Origin of the sequence: Mesorhizobium sp. M2A.F.Ca.ET.043.05.1.1, assembly GCF_003952445.1 — a bacterium.
In the GTDB taxonomy this organism is placed as follows: domain Bacteria; phylum Pseudomonadota; class Alphaproteobacteria; order Rhizobiales; family Rhizobiaceae; genus Mesorhizobium.
Window position 1 is genome coordinate 3,040,772 of the sequence record NZ_CP034446.1, and the last position, 13,880, is coordinate 3,054,651.

14 protein-coding genes are annotated in these 13,880 nt (G+C 63.9%); 9 read left to right on the forward strand and 5 right to left on the reverse strand.

Annotated elements, in window-relative coordinates:
- The first annotated feature begins 26 nt into the window (after positions 1-26).
- The 6 genes from EJ069_RS15150 to EJ069_RS15180 all read left to right on the forward strand — a co-directional run bounded on the left by EJ069_RS15150 (position 27) and on the right by EJ069_RS15180 (position 5,871).
- Positions 27-2,183 (forward strand): penicillin-binding protein 1A, encoded by a 2,157-nt coding sequence (locus tag EJ069_RS15150; RefSeq protein WP_126061972.1) that lies wholly within the window; start codon positions 27-29, stop codon positions 2,181-2,183.
- Between the two features lie 179 nt (positions 2,184-2,362).
- A complete protein-coding gene (locus EJ069_RS15155) occupies positions 2,363-2,947 on the forward strand; it encodes a DUF1214 domain-containing protein (RefSeq protein ID WP_126061973.1) in 585 nt (194 codons plus the stop codon).
- On the forward strand, positions 2,940-3,488 hold the full coding sequence (locus EJ069_RS15160) for a DUF1254 domain-containing protein (protein WP_126061974.1): 549 nt from the start codon (positions 2,940-2,942) through the stop codon (positions 3,486-3,488). Before EJ069_RS15155 ends, EJ069_RS15160 begins: the two co-directional genes overlap by 8 nt.
- 397 nt (positions 3,489-3,885) lie before the next feature.
- Complete coding sequence (locus EJ069_RS15170) at positions 3,886-4,893, forward strand: DUF2336 domain-containing protein (protein WP_126064740.1); 1,008 nt, start codon at positions 3,886-3,888, stop codon at positions 4,891-4,893.
- A 194-nt stretch (positions 4,894-5,087) separates the two neighbouring features.
- Positions 5,088-5,516 (forward strand): MerR family transcriptional regulator, encoded by a 429-nt coding sequence (locus EJ069_RS15175; protein WP_126061976.1) that lies wholly within the window; start codon positions 5,088-5,090, stop codon positions 5,514-5,516.
- A complete protein-coding gene (locus EJ069_RS15180) occupies positions 5,452-5,871 on the forward strand; it encodes a carboxymuconolactone decarboxylase family protein (RefSeq protein WP_126061977.1) in 420 nt (139 codons plus the stop codon). The genes EJ069_RS15175 and EJ069_RS15180 overlap by 65 nt, the downstream gene beginning before the upstream one ends.
- 64 nt (positions 5,872-5,935) lie before the next feature.
- On the opposite strand, the gene EJ069_RS15185 is transcribed toward EJ069_RS15180, so the two are convergent.
- The 3 genes from EJ069_RS15185 to EJ069_RS15195 all read right to left on the reverse strand — a co-directional run bounded on the left by EJ069_RS15185 (position 5,936) and on the right by EJ069_RS15195 (position 8,851).
- Entirely contained in the window at positions 5,936-6,283 is a 348-nt protein-coding gene (locus tag EJ069_RS15185; RefSeq protein WP_126061978.1) for a DUF1491 family protein, read from the reverse strand.
- 71 nt (positions 6,284-6,354) lie between these two features.
- On the reverse strand, positions 6,355-7,140 hold the full coding sequence (locus EJ069_RS15190; RefSeq protein ID WP_126061979.1) for a peptidoglycan-binding protein: 786 nt from the start codon (positions 7,138-7,140) through the stop codon (positions 6,355-6,357).
- The gene (locus EJ069_RS15195; protein WP_126061980.1) at positions 7,115-8,851 is read right to left on the reverse strand and encodes a PAS domain-containing sensor histidine kinase; all 1,737 of its coding nucleotides are present in this window, start codon (positions 8,849-8,851) and stop codon (positions 7,115-7,117) included. The genes EJ069_RS15190 and EJ069_RS15195 overlap by 26 nt, the downstream gene beginning before the upstream one ends.
- Before the next feature lie 557 nt (positions 8,852-9,408).
- Between EJ069_RS15195 and EJ069_RS15200 the strand changes: the two genes are divergently transcribed.
- Both EJ069_RS15200 and EJ069_RS15205 read left to right on the forward strand, forming a co-directional pair.
- Positions 9,409-9,798 carry a DUF5330 domain-containing protein gene (locus tag EJ069_RS15200; RefSeq protein ID WP_126061981.1) on the forward strand — a complete coding sequence of 130 codons (390 nt, stop codon included), beginning with the start codon at positions 9,409-9,411 and terminating at the stop codon, positions 9,796-9,798.
- Positions 9,799-9,909: 111 nt separating this feature from the next.
- Entirely contained in the window at positions 9,910-10,338 is a 429-nt protein-coding gene (locus EJ069_RS15205; protein WP_126061982.1) for a SufE family protein, read from the forward strand.
- An 84-nt stretch (positions 10,339-10,422) separates the two neighbouring features.
- Here the strand turns inward: EJ069_RS15205 and EJ069_RS15210 are convergent, their stop codons facing one another.
- Together EJ069_RS15210 and EJ069_RS15215 are read right to left on the reverse strand one after the other, a co-directional pair.
- On the reverse strand, positions 10,423-10,848 hold the full coding sequence (locus EJ069_RS15210) for a MucR family transcriptional regulator (RefSeq protein WP_126061983.1): 426 nt from the start codon (positions 10,846-10,848) through the stop codon (positions 10,423-10,425).
- A gap of 416 nt (positions 10,849-11,264) precedes the next feature.
- Positions 11,265-11,609: an SH3 domain-containing protein gene (locus tag EJ069_RS15215; RefSeq protein WP_245456672.1), complete on the reverse strand. Its 345-nt coding sequence runs from the start codon at positions 11,607-11,609 to the stop codon at positions 11,265-11,267.
- 133 nt (positions 11,610-11,742) lie between these two features.
- Between EJ069_RS15215 and EJ069_RS15220 the strand changes: the two genes are divergently transcribed.
- Positions 11,743-13,854 (forward strand): S9 family peptidase, encoded by a 2,112-nt coding sequence (locus tag EJ069_RS15220; RefSeq protein WP_126061984.1) that lies wholly within the window; start codon positions 11,743-11,745, stop codon positions 13,852-13,854.
- The last annotated feature ends 26 nt before the right edge of the window (positions 13,855-13,880 follow it).

Genomic DNA, 13,880 nt, shown 5'->3' on the forward strand with positions numbered 1-13,880 from the left:
CGGAAGTGCCGGGGTGGAATTCTGGAATGGACAATCCCTCTAAACCACGCAGGAGAAGAGGCCGGATCGCTTCGGCGCTGCTCGCCGTGGACGCGTGGCTCGATAGCTCGCTCTATGAAATCGGTTTCAAGGCGCGCGAATTCTGGGAAGCGGCGACCATCTTTTCCCGCCGGTTCCGCGTGCATGGCTGGCGCCGCGCCATCATCGAGGTGCTGAGCGAAGGTTTCACCATGGGCGCCGGCGGCTTCGTGGTGCTGCTCGCGCTCGCCATGCCCGCCTTCGACATCACCACCGGCGACTGGCGCAACCAGGGCGACTTCGCCGTCACCTTCCTCGACCGCTACGGCAACGAAATCGGCCAGCGCGGCATCATCCAGCGCGATTCCGTGCCGGTCGACGAGATGCCGGACATCGTCATCAAGGCGGTGCTGGCGACGGAGGACCGGCGTTTCTTCGACCATTACGGCATCGATGTGCTCGGCCTGTCGCGCGCGCTCTTCGAGAATATGCGCGCCAATTCGGTGGTCCAGGGCGGCTCGAGCATCACGCAGCAGCTAGCCAAGAACCTGTTCCTGTCCAACGAGCGCACCCTCGAGCGCAAGATCAAGGAAGCCTTCCTGTCGCTGTGGCTGGAGGCGAACCTTTCCAAGAAGGAGATCCTGCAGCTCTATCTCGACCGCGCCTATATGGGCGGCGGCACGTTCGGCATCGAGGCGGCGGCGGATTTCTATTTCGGCAAGAGCGTCAAGGATCTGAACCTTGCCGAGGCAGCAATGCTGGCCGGCCTGTTCAAGGCGCCGACCAAATACGCCCCGCACATCAACCTGCCGGCCGCGCGCGCGCGCGCCAATGTGGTGCTGTCCAACCTTGTCGATTCCGGCTTCATGACCGAAGGCCAGGTGCTGCAGGCAAGACTGCATCCGGCCGACGTCGTCGACCGCGGCGAGCAGAAGAGCCCGGACTACTTCCTCGACTGGGCCTTCGACGAGGTCAAGAAGATCGCCAAGCCCGGCCAGCATTCGCTGGTCGCCCACACGACCTTCGACGCCAACATCCAGAAGGCGGCCGAGGAGTCGGTCGAGTTCCATCTGCGGCAATTCGGCAAGGAATACAACGTCACCGAAGGCGCGGTGGTGGTGATCGAGACCAATGGCGCGGTGCGCGCCATCGTCGGCGGCCGCGACTACGGCGCCAGCCAGTTCAACCGCGCCACCAAGGCGTTGCGCCAAACGGGTTCATCCTTCAAGCCCTATGTCTATGCCACCGCGATGGAGCATGGCTTCACGCCGAACTCGGTGGTTTCGGGCGGCGCCATCAGCTGGGGCAGCTGGTCGCCGCACAATTACAGCGGCGGATCGGCCGGCAATGTCACGCTGCTCACGGCGATCGCCAAGTCGATCAACACGGTGCCGGTGCGGCTCGCCAAGGATTATCTCGGCATCGGTCCGATCAAGGCAATGGCCGAATCGATGGGTGTCGAATCGCCGCTGGAAGCGCACAAGACCATGGTGCTCGGCACATCCGGCATGACGGTGATGGACCAGGCGACCGGCTACAGCGTCTTTGCCCAGAACGGTTTCGTCGGCTCGCGCCACGGCATCACCCAGCTCGTCACCCGCACCGGCGAGGTGGTCTATGACTGGGCCAAGGATGCGCCGCCGCCACACCGCGTGCTGTCGGAAAAGGCGCTGAAATACATGAACACCATGCTGGCGGCGGTGCCGGTGATCGGCACGGCGCGGCGCGCCCAGCTCCCGAACATCGTCGTCGCCGGCAAGACCGGCACCACGCAATCCTACCGCGACGCCTGGTTTGTCGGCTTCACCGGCAATTACACGGCGGCCGTCTGGCTAGGCAATGACGACTTCACCGCAACCAACAAGATGACCGGCGGCTCGCTGCCGGCGATGGTCTGGCAGCGCCTGATGGTCTATGCGCACCAGAACATCGACCTGAAGCCCATCCCCGGTCTCGACCATCCGTTCGTCGATCCGGAGGTCGCGGCCAAGGCAGAGGAAGCAGCGAAGAAGGAAGCCGACGCCGCGGAGGCGCAAGCCAAGGCCGAACGGCCGCCGGTGCTTTCCAGCCGCACCACCCAGACGCTGAGGGACATGACCAAGACGTTCCAGGCCGCGCCCGTGCTCGATGCGCCCGCCCTGCCGGAAACGCTTTCGGCGCTTTAAAGCATGGTCCCGCAAAAGTGGGAACCGGTTTTCGGATAGATCATGCTCCAACAAAAAATAGATCACGACGACGTTCCGCTGGAACGTCGTCCTGATCTAGCCACCCCTCATGCGAAGCCGGCTTGCCACGGCACCCCGCGCCGCGATATCCCGGGCAACCTCCTCTGTTTGCGGCTCTCATGCTCAAGAACGCCATCCTGACGCTGCTTTCGCTTGCCATAGCCATCGGGCTTGGCGGCTACAGCGTCTGGTATGCGCTGAACGCGCAGGATGGCGTCGGGGCGATCCGCATCGGCCAATGGACGGCCTTCCCCGAAGTCGGGACTTTAGCCGCCGACCCCTATTCCAAGGCGCGCGTGGCGCGCGAGGGCGTGCTGGCGCTCGGCCAGGCCGAGGGGCTGGCCTTCGTCGCCGAGCGAGACGATGCAGGCGAGCCGCTGAGACGCGAATGCACCTACGCGATCGAAGGCGGTTACCCGACCGCCCGCTTCTGGACGCTCTATGCCGCAGATCAGTCGCTTGGCGTGATCGACACCGGCAAGCCAAGGCAGGCGGCGCTGCAGTCCTACGAAGTGCTGCGCCGGCCCGACAATTCCGTCGTCATTTCGGTCGGCAATCGCCCTGCCCCCGGCAATTGGTTGCTCACCGGCGGGTCTGGCAAGATGTATTTCGTGCTGACCTTCTACGACACGCCGATCGCCTCGAGCACCGGCCTCTCCGACGTGACGCTGCCCCGCATCCTGAAGGCGGGCTGCAATGCGTAGGCTGCTGCACGCCCTCATCCTCGGCCTGCTCGGCGCCGGCATCGTGCATATCGTCGTGCTGTTCCTGGTGCCGGAATTTTCCGAGCGCGATGCCTGGTCGCGGCTGGCGATGGCCTCCGACCTCTACAAGATGACGCGGCTTGACGCCGAAGCCGGCGGCGCGCCGGTGGTGAAATCGGTCGATCCGCTGTTTTATGCCGCCGCCTGCCGCTTCGACCTTGCCGACGGCCTGGTGCGGATCAAGGCGCCCGGCGACGTGCCGTTCTGGTCGGCTTCGGTCTATGACCGCGGCGGCCACAACATCTATTCCTTCAACGATCACAACGCCAATGGCGAGAAGCTCGATACGGTGGTGCTGACGCCGGCGCAGATGATCGATGTGCGGCGCGACCTTCCGGAGGATCTGCAAGGCGCGATCTTTGTCGAGGCGCCGATCGAGGAAGGCATCTTCGTCGTCCGCGCCTTCGTGCCGGACGAGAGCTGGAAGCCGATCGTGTCGCGCTTCCTCGAGCAGAGCAGCTGCGAATTGCAGGACGACTGAGAAAGGCGAGCCCGTTCAGTGATGCGGCTTGGCGGGCGGCGGAGAGACTGGCCTGTCGGAGCCGCTGTCGCCCGGCCGGACCGCATCGGCCTGCGGGTGCAACTCATAACGGACGCCGGGGAAAATGATCACCGCCGCCGTCGCGGTGTCGTGACTTGCTCGATTTACAGGTGCCGCACGCGGCACAAAAGACAGGACCATGCCCATGGTTCGCGCATTCCCTCTCGGTTTGACCGGAGCACAACGCAACGCCTCCAAAGTTGATTAAGGGGGCTAGAGGGTTAACGGAGCGCTAACGGATCGCGGCTAATTTGATGTTTGTTTTTCCTGGAGTTGCGAACCGGCCCGGCCGGATTGCGCGGTTCAGGAGTTGTGTCGAGTGTCGGGCGTAACCTCCGTGTCATCTTCGGATTTCAGGCAAATCGCTATCCGGACCGAAGCGGGAAAGGCCGAAAGGCTGTTCCGCGCCGCGGTCTCGGCCTTCTGCTCGCTGACGCGCCCTTCACGACGCGAGATCGCCCAGCTCGAGGACCTGACGCTGCCGCTGTTCGACGAGGTCTCGGTCGAATCGCGCCGCTATGTCGCCGCCGCCCTTTCCGAATGCGAATACGCGCCGGCCGCATTGGTGCGGCGACTGGCCGAGGAGCCGGTCGAGATTGCGGCGCCCCTGCTCACCCGCTCCAACGCGCTGAGCGACATCGACCTCATCGCGCTGATCGGCCGGCATGGGCTGCCGCATGCGCGCGCCATTGCGCGCCGCAAGGAGCTCAACCCGACGATCGCCGACCTGATCCGCGCGCTGGAAAGACCGACGCTGGTCAAGATGCGGCCGCCGGAAACGGTCACGAAGCTCACGCCGAAACCGGAACCCGTGGCCAAGGCGGACACCGACCGTCCCGTGTCCGGCGAAGCGGCTGAGAACGCGCGGCGCCGCCTGCGGTCGATGATGCGCCCAGCCGGCGATGCTGCCGACGTCAACACCTTCCTCGGCCAGCCGGCCTATGTGAGGCTGCGCGAGACGGCGCTGACCGGCAACACGGCCTTCTTCCAGACCGCGCTGGCCGATGCGCTCGAGATCGACTTCGCGACGGCCCGCTCGGTGACCGGGCAGTCGGGCTATACCGCCCTGCTTGCGGCGCTGCGTGCCCTCGACCTCAGCGAGGACAGGGCCTTCCTGATCGCGGTCGCGGTCTATCCCGGCGAGTTCCCGCACCCGCAGGCGATCCGGCTGTTCCTCGACCGCTACCGGCTGCTGCACCGCGAGGCGGCGCTGGACAAGGTGCGCGCCTGGAAGGCCGAGACCCTTTCGCGTGCCATCCGCGACAAAGCGGCCGACACGATCGGTGGCGAGCGACGCGACGCATCGAACGGCGACGACGCGAGCTCCAGTCTCAAGGCATCCTGACCGGCTTCAAGCGCCTCGCGCTTGGAAGGATCCAGGGGATGCGCTTTAAGCGTTTGTTTTTTCAGCTAAAATCAACGATCCGATGCCGTCGCGAAACTTAGCATTTCCGCGACACGACGAAGTGACAAAGCCTCTTGACTTAGAGCGCACTCTAACTCGTAGCTTTCTGCGCGTCGTGACGAAAGAAGAGCGTGATGAAGATTGGCGAGCTGGCGAAGCGTTCGGGACTGTCTGCCTACACCATCCGCTACTACGAGCGGATCGGGCTGCTTCCCCATGCCGACAGGGACCAATCGGGCCAACGTGACTACGACGCATCAATCCTGACCTGGATAGAATTTCTCGATCGCCTCAAAACGACAGGGATGCCTATTCGGGAAATGCTGCGTTACGCGGCCTTGCGGGAGCGCGGCGTCGACACGGAAGCGGAGCGCGGCGCGTTGCTCGAGCAGCACCGCGAGCGTGTCCGTGCGCATCTGGCCAAACTGCAAGCCTGCCTTCTCGTCCTCGACACCAAGATTGCCGGATATGCCGGCGTTGAAAAGAGGATGAAGGACTATGACGCATCAATCCCCGAACGTCAGCGAAAGCCGGCTGGAACGCGGCAAGCGGGCGCTCGCTGAAATAGACGGCCAAGCCGGCCACAATGTCATCGCCGCCCTGGCGGACATTGCCCCCGACTTCGCGAAATACGTGTTCGAGTTCTCGTTCGGCGACATCTACAGCCGCCCCGGCCTCGATCTGCGCGCCCGTGAGATCGCGACCATCGCGGCGCTGACTGCGATGGGAACCGCGACCCCGCAACTGAAAGTCCATATCGAGGCGGGGCTCAATGTCGGGCTGACCAAGGACGAAATTATCGAAACCATCATCCAGATGACGGTTTATGCCGGCTTTCCTGCGGCGCTCAACGGACTGTTTGCAGCCAAGGAAGTCTTCGCTGCCCGGTTTCCCGTCCAGAAGGGGGAAGCGGCATGATGAACCTTCTCGCCCGGCGCTCTTGCTCTCATCGCGATTCCGGTCCCATGAATGGTGAAACGCCCTAGTCGGCCTTTACCGAAAGAAGCTCTTCGACCGGTACAGTCCCTGCCTCGATCTCGACCACCCAGATGTCGGGATCGAATTTCTTCTCGCGCTCCAACCGCGCATCGAAGGCGGCGCTATCGTCGCCGGCATCGAGCAAGGTGAAGAAGCGCTCATCCGGCTTGGCCGAGTCGTAGCTCGTCTGCGGCGCCGGCCCATAAAGAGCGACCTCCCCCATCCGCCCGCGCGACAGCACGAATACCGCGCCCGCCTCGGTCGCGCCGCGCTTGACCACCGCGGCAAAGCCGCCGGCGCCGAAGACGCGGCGTACAAGGGCCGAGACCCACAGATCGGTCGTTACGCGCATGGGTGGTTTCCGGATGTCATGCGCGGTTCTTACCGCAAGAATGAAGGAACCGAAACGATCGTTGCCGCCGCTCAGTTCGTCAGACCGATCTCGCGCATCTTGACGTAGACGGCGTCGTCCGGCTCGCCGGTCTCGGGCAGACCGAACAGGGCCTGGAATTCCTTGATCGCGGCCTTGGTGCGGGCGCCGACCTTGCCGTCGAGCTGCATGTCGTTGTTGCCGAAAGCTTTCAGGCCGGCCTGGATCTTGACGATGCGGGCATCGGGCGTGGCGCCATCGGCTGGAGCCGAGACTGGAATTACCGATGGCTTGGCGGACGGCGTGGCTGCTGCCGTGTCGGCCGGCCGCGGCGCCGGATGTGGAATCGCCGCCGTCGTCTGGCGCGTGCCAAGCTGGTCGAGCAGCGCGCCGTCGATCTCGCCCGAGCCCGGCAGCCCGACTTTCAATTGGTAGGCCTGGATCGCCTTGCGCGTTGCCGGTCCGGTCAGACCATCGACTGTGCCGTCATAGAAGTTGAGGTCCTTCAGGATGCCCTGCACCTGCTGGACGATCGGATCCGGCTTGGCCACCGGCTGTGCCGGCGGCTGGCGCACGATGTTGATGGTGGTCTCCGGCTCGTTGGAGACGGTATGCGGGAAATTCTCGATGCTGCGGGTGGCAAAGAAGGCGCCGGTGTGCGGAAAAGGCTGATACCAGAGCGCATTGGCCGAGACATAGAACAGCGTCACCAGGAAGGCGGTGGAACCGCCGACCAGGACCGGGTTGCTTGCGATCAACTGGCCGACCGCGGCCGCGCCTTCGGCAAGGACGCCGCGATCGGGTTCGACCACCTTACGCCGTTTTGCGGAGCGAGCCATTCCCCTCCCCATCTCTATCCCCCTTCGGCTTCGCCGCCGGCATGGCCAGCACACCGGGTTGCGCACCGGAATGCCGCTTCGGCCCGCTCACCGGCAGGCCGATCGTCACCGTGGTGCCCTCACCCGGCGCGCTCTCGATCGACATCGTGCCGTCGTGCAGCGCCACCAGGCCCTTGACCAGCGACAGGCCGAGCCCGGTTCCCTCGAAACGGCGCGTGTAGTCGTTCTGGATCTGCATGAAAGGCTTGCCGAGATTGGCCATATCCTCCTCGGCAATGCCGATGCCGGTGTCGCTGACCCAGAAATGCAGGCGCGAGCCGACGCGCTTGGCGCCGATCACCACGCTGCCGCCATCGGGCGTGAACTTGACGGCGTTCGAAGCGAGATTGATCAGGATCTGCTGCACCGCGCGACGGTCGGCATTGATCTCGCCGGCATCCGGCGCGATCTGGGTGGCAAGAACGATGCCCTTGGCGTCGGCCAGCGGCCGCATCATCGAGCGGCACATGTCGACGGCCTCGACGAAACGGAACGTCTCCAGCTCGGTCGCATAGGCGCCCGCCTCTATGCGCGAGACGTCGAGGATCGAGGTGACGACGGACAGAAGATGCTGGCCGGACTCCCTGACCAGGCCGACATATTCCTTCTGGCGCGGGTCCTTGAAGGCGCCGAACATCTCATGCAGCAGCATGTCGGAAAAGCCGATGATGGCGTTGAGCGGCGTGCGCAGCTCGTGGCTGACCACCGCCAGGAAGCGGCCCTTGGCCACTTCGGCGGCCGCGGCGGCCTCCCTGGCTTCCGCAAGCTCCTCGCGCAGCTCCGCGACATCGTCGTTCTCGCGCAGCACCAGCATGAAGACGTCGCGTTCGGCTTCGCCGCGCAGCAAGTCGAGACTGAACGGACGGAAATTATCGGCAGCGCTCGAACCCTCGCGCGGCAGGCGGATGCGCAGCTCAAGCCGGCGCTTCGGCGCCCCCTCGCGCATGTCGGCCAAGGCGGTGAGATAGGCGACGCGGTCGGACAGATGGACGCGGTCGAACAGGCCGGTGCCGAGCAGGAGCTCCGGCGCCAGTTTCAGCACCGAACGCGCTTTGGCGGAGGCCTCGAGCACTTCGCCCTGGCGGCCGACGCGCAGCACGACGGCGTCGATCACATCCTCGAGACGATCGCCGGCGGGCTCCGCCGGCCGCAGGCCGGCAGGATTGGCGAAGGCGGCGGCACGCGGCAACAATGTCAGCGCCCAGGCCAGCGGCAGCAGCCAGTGCCAGGCGGCGATTTCGCCAGGCGGCAGGAGCTGGCCGGCAAAGGGCTGCAGAACGATCGCGGCGACCGCCGCCAGCACGCTCGATAGCGCGGCACGCCGCGACCCGGAGACCCACCAGGTCTCGATCGGCAATGCCAAGCCAAGCAGCGCGACCGGCGAGGCCAGTCCCCCTGCCGCCGCTATTGCGCCGGCAAGCGCGAGGCCGCCCAAGGCGACCGCCATGCGGCCGGCGAGCGCCATGTGGCCAGTGGCGGCGACCAGAAGCGCGGCGAACCAGCACAAGCCGAAAGCGGCAAAGATGGCGGCCATGGTGACGGCCGCGCCGAGGCTCGAGGTGACTAGCGTCACCGCGGCACCCGCGGCAAGGAAGGGCGAGGCGAGCATGACCCCGATGAAGCGGCGCTGGCGCAAACGTTCCGCCTCACTCGTCACGGTGGGGTGAACCAAGCGTTCGCAGCCGGCGGCAACCGCGCCGGGCAATTGAACGTATCTGGCTGAAATCGAACTCAACGCACGCGTACCCGGTGGTAAAAAACATCCTGCCTGGCAGGTGACTCAATCAATGCCTTGAAACTCGCATCCAGCGTTTAAGGAATGGATAAGGCTGGCGGGTGCCAGCGACCGCCCCAAGGCAAATATTGTGATGCCGGCCCCGCAAAGCACGTCGAGTTGGCGCCATGGTAAACGGCGCGTTAGCCGCGAGGTCTGTGCCAAAACGGACCTGAACTTGAGGCGGCTAATCGCCGTCCAAGAAAAAATCATTCAATAACAACGCGATATATGGTTATCGTAAAGTTAATGCTGGCGATGAGATTCGACACAAGTCCGCTTCAAAACCAATTCCTTTCGAATTCGCCTAAAATTTGAGATAAATTCACGGTTTCGAGGCAAGCCGTCCTTTGCGTGACCGTGCCATTATCGTGCCCATAAAAGAGGTCATGCCGATGGATGCATGATCCGTCACGGATGGATGCAGGATCCATCCCGCACGAGAGGCAAGTGAGATGGGCTTTCTGATCAGGATGGCTTTCTGGTTTTCGCTGGTGCTGCTGGCGCTGCCGCTCGGCGTCGGTCCGGGCGAGGACGGCCAGCAGAGCGTCGGGCCGATCCAGGCGCTGTTCGCGGCGCGCGAGGCAGTGGGTGACATTGCGGGGCTGTGCGAGCGCAAGCCCGATGTCTGCGAAACCGGCAAATCTGCCATGTACACCATTACAGTCCGGGCTCAGGAAACGGCCAAGATCGCCGCCGCCATGATCGACGACAAATCGGAGCAGGCAGGCGCGGCCGAGACGAAGGTTGCGGACACGGCCAAGATGACCACCGGCAGCGTCGCCGAGGACATCGTGCTGCCCGCCAAGGTCAACATACCGGTGCTGTTGACTTCCAAGAACTGAGACAATCTTCAGCCGCCACTTGGCTACGCCGCGGGCCCGTCCGACCTCTCGACGCCCGCGGCGTCTTTCTTTTTCCGTGACGCGGCGGTGCCGCGCCACTATATGCGGGCCATGACCACCCCGATCCAGACGATCCGCGACGACTTTTCCCTGCTCGACGAGTGGGAGGACCGCTATCGCTATGTGATCGAACTCGGCGAGGGCCTGCCGCCTTTCCCCGAGAACGAACGCACGGCCGCGAACAAGGTGCCCGGCTGCGTCAGCCAGGTGTGGCTCACCACCGAGCAGGGAGCGGGCGCCGATCCGGTGATCAGCTTCCAGGGCGATTCGGACGCCCACATCGTGCGCGGCCTCGTCGCCATCATGCTGGCGCTGTTTTCGGGCCGGCGGGCAAGCGAGATCCAGAGCACGGATGCTGAAGCGACGCTGAAGGAGCTCGGGCTGGACGAGCATCTGTCGCCGCAACGCGCCAACGGCCTGCGTTCGATGGTCAAGCGCATCAAGCGCGACGCGGAAGCGGCGCTGAAGCAGACGGCCTGATCCGGTCCATATCGTCTTCGCTATCCAAAAAGCAAAACGGCGCCGCAAGGGCGCCGTCGAACTTTGCTTGAGGAACGAAGCCGATCAGCGGCCCTTGCGCTTGCGGCCCAGACCCATCTTCTTGGCGAGCTGCGAGCGGGCAGCCGCGTAATTGGGGGCGACCATCGGATAGTTGGCGTCCAGCCCCCACTTCTCACGGTATTCTTCCGGCGTGAGATGGTAATGGGTCATCAGGTGACGCTTCAGCGATTTGAACTTCTTTCCGTCCTCGAGACAGACGATATAGTCGTCATGGACGGAGCGCTTGGGATTGACGGCCGGCTTCTGCTTCTCGGCCGACGGCTGCTCCGGCGAACCACCGACACGGCCCAACGCGGCATGGACGTCGGCGATAAGGTTCGGCAATTCCCCAACGGGCACCGGGTTGTTGCTCACATAGGCGGCGACGACATCGGCGGTCAGCTCGATCAGCGCATCACCGTTTTTGGAAGGTGTTTCGACGATTTCCATAGTGCTCAGGCCCCAACGAGAGTTGTTTCTAAAATTACGCCCTTTTTTCCGAGGTCGGGCATCGCGCGAATTTCATTCAGGAAAACCCTGCGATTCGCGTCGGTCATCTTAATGACGCCGCATCGCAAGTAAGTCAATTCGCATATTGACTTATATTGGGCGATATTCATCAAATATTGCCGTTTCAGCTTCAAAAATTCGTGCGGCGTGTAACTTCGCGAGATTTTTCTGGCCAGACCAGCATGCCATGACGTTGCGTCACCCCCATGTTAGACATCCGATCGCCGCACGACATGGCTCGCGATGCTTGACCAATGCTTGGATGCCTGTTGCGCCAGCACGATGAATCCTGTGGCGCAACGTAGCGCAGGCAAGCTGCTCTGCCGGCCGGTCCGACAAGGCGAGCCGACGGTCGGTCAATAAGGCGCGATATATTTGCCGTAGACCCAGCCGGTGACGAAATGGCCACTCTGCGCCGAGTCGTGCCACACCTCGCACCAGCGGTAGCGGATCGCCTGGCGCTGTTTCCATTGCGGCTGCCGGGCGATATCGAGCAGATTTACGCCGCCTGTGCAGCGGCCGGTCATCTGCAGCACGGTGCCGTTCGGATAGGCGGCCTGTTTTTGCGATGCGTTGGAGGGATGTTTTCGCGCGTTGAGCGTGTCGCCGAACGGCACGCCCGCCACTTGCCAGGCGGCAAAGACGGTTGCATGAGACGGACTGGAAAAAGCCAGACCCGCCGCAAGGACGGTGACAGACATAGCGGTAGAAACACAGGATTTCATCTTTCCCCCTTCGACTTGGCTTCTGTAGACCATCTTGAGCCGCGCCCCTTGAACCGCCGCTGAGCGGCGTGTTCATTCGTCATTCAAGCAAATTCCGCAGCGAGACGTAATGACCAGCACTTCCGCCCTGACTCCCGCCTTCCCGGCCGCCAGCCCACCGACGCCTGAGAAACATCCGGTGGCCGACACGCACCACGGCATCACCCGCAGCGACGACTATGCTTGGATGCGGGCCGATAACTGGCAGGCCGTGTTCCGCGCACCTTCATTGCTCGACGGCCGGATTCGAGCCCATCTCGAGGCCGAGAACGCCTATCAGGCCGTCCTGATGGCCGGCACCGCGGATCTGCGCGGCAGGCTGTTTGCCGAGATGAAGGGACGTATCAAGGAGGACGACTCCACGGTGCCGATGAAGGACGGCCCCTATGCCTACGGCTCTTCCTTCCGGCAGGGCGGCGAGCAGCCGCGCTATTTCCGCACCTCGCGCGATAGCGGCAGCGAGGAAATCCTGCTCGATGGCGACGCGGAGGCCGAGGGCAAAGCCTATTTCCGGCTCGGCGGCGTCGACCATTCCGCGGACCACAAGAAGCTCATCTGGGCGTTCGACGACAAGGGCTCGGAATTCTTCACGCTCCGCGTGCGCGATATTGCCGGTGGCACCGATCTTGGTGACCTGATCCCGGATACGGGCGGCGGCGGGGTTTGGAATGCCGGCGATGACGGCTTCTTCTACACCCGCCTCGACGACAACCATCGCCCGTCGAAAGTGTTCTTCCACAAGGTCGGCGACAAGCCGGAGAATGACCGGCTGATCTATGAGGAGACCGATCCGGGCTTCTTCATGGATGTCAGCGGCACGCGCGCCAATGACTGGATCCTGATCGGCATCAACGACCATGAGACGTCCGAGTACCGGCTTCTGCCGGCCGATGATCCTTCAGCGGCGCCCAGGCTGGTAGCGGTGCGGGAGGCCGGGCTGCAATACGACCTGGAAGAAGGCGGCGACGTCTTCTTCATCCTGACCAACGCCGACGGCGCCAAGGACTTCAAGATCATGACCGCGCCGGTCGACAATCCGGTGCGCGCCAACTGGCAGGAACTGGTGCCGCACGAGCCGGGACGGCTGATCCTCTCGGTGCTGGGCTTCAAGCACTACATGGTGAGACTTGAGCGCAAGGACGGCCTGCCGCGCATCGTCGTGCGCGAGCGCGCCAGCGGCGAGGAGCATTTCATCTCCTTCGACGAGGAGGCTTTCTCGCTCGGCCTTTCCGGCTCCTACGAGTATTATACCGAGACGATGCGCTTCACCTATTCGTCGATGACGACGCCGGCGCAGGTGTTCGACTACAATATGCGCAGCCGCGAGCGCGTGCTCCTGAAGACGCAGGAAGTGCCCTCCGGCCACGATCCGGAGCACTATGTCACGCGCCGGCTGATGGCGCCCGCGGCCGATGGCGAGTTGGTGCCGATCTCGCTGCTCTACCATCGCGACACGCCGCTGGACGGCTCGGCGCCCTGCCTGCTCTACGGCTACGGCTCCTACGGCATCACGGTGCCTTCGGCCTTCAACACCAATTGCCTGTCGCTGGTCGACCGCGGCTTCGTATACGCCATCGCGCATGTGCGCGGCGGCAAGGACAAGGGCTATGGCTGGTACGAGGACGGCAAGCGGGCGAAGAAGATGAACACCTTCACCGATTTCATCGCCTGCGCCCGCCATCTCGTCGCCGAGCGTTACACAAGGCATGACCGCATCGTCGCGCAAGGCGGCTCCGCCGGCGGCATGCTGATGGGGGCGATCGCCAACATGGCGCCGGAAAGCTTCGGCGGCATCGTCGCCGAGGTGCCGTTCGTCGACGTGCTCACCACCATGCTCGACGCCAGCCTGCCGCTGACGCCGCCGGAATGGCCGGAATGGGGCAACCCGATCGCGTCCGCCGACGACTACGAGACGATCGCCGCCTATTCGCCCTATGACAATGTCGCGGCGCTCGACTATCCGCCGATCCTGGCGCTGGCGGGCCTCACCGATCCGCGCGTCACCTATTGGGAGCCGGCAAAATGGGTGGCGCGGCTGCGCGAACGCAAGGCGGGTGACAACCCCGTGCTGTTCAAGATCAACATGGATTCCGGACACGCAGGCGCCTCGGGGCGTTTCTCCCGGCTGGAAGAGATCGCCTACATTTACGCCTATGCCCTGAAAGTGACCGGGAAGACCTGATTTTCCACTCGCAATTGACAAGGGCG